The 334-nt window shown below is 55.7% G+C and carries 1 protein-coding gene; it reads right to left on the bottom strand.

The features are described 5' to 3' along the window. Positions 1-7: 7 nt before the first annotated feature. The coding region (locus J0A65_RS26690) for a hypothetical protein (protein WP_206597189.1) at positions 8-334 on the bottom strand (327 nt) is incomplete at its 5' end.

The raw sequence follows: 334 nt of genomic DNA on the forward strand, positions 1-334 counted from the left end.
GTAACTATCAGACGCGTCTGAGCAGGCGTGCCGCCAGCATCGGCAAACCCTGACCCTTGACCGTTTCGACGGCCGGCCAGCCCTGTGCTGGCCGGTTGCGTTCTGCCCGCTGGCCGCCGAAAAACCTATACACAAACCAATCAATGTACAAATAAAGTACAACAAGCTGCCAAGCAGAACTGAGCAAAAAAGCCTTTAAAGTCAGCAAAATGGGCAAGCCAGCTGACCCAGACGCTAAACCCGCACGCTTCACATGGTTGTACAAGAGGCAGCTCTGGTATAGCGTTGTCCATGGCTTGGTGCGTGCCGCCTGCCACTGGTCAGGTACCCAAGG

The sequence above is a fragment of the Bowmanella yangjiangensis genome (assembly GCF_017255015.1).
Classification (GTDB): domain Bacteria; phylum Pseudomonadota; class Gammaproteobacteria; order Enterobacterales; family Alteromonadaceae; genus Bowmanella; species Bowmanella yangjiangensis.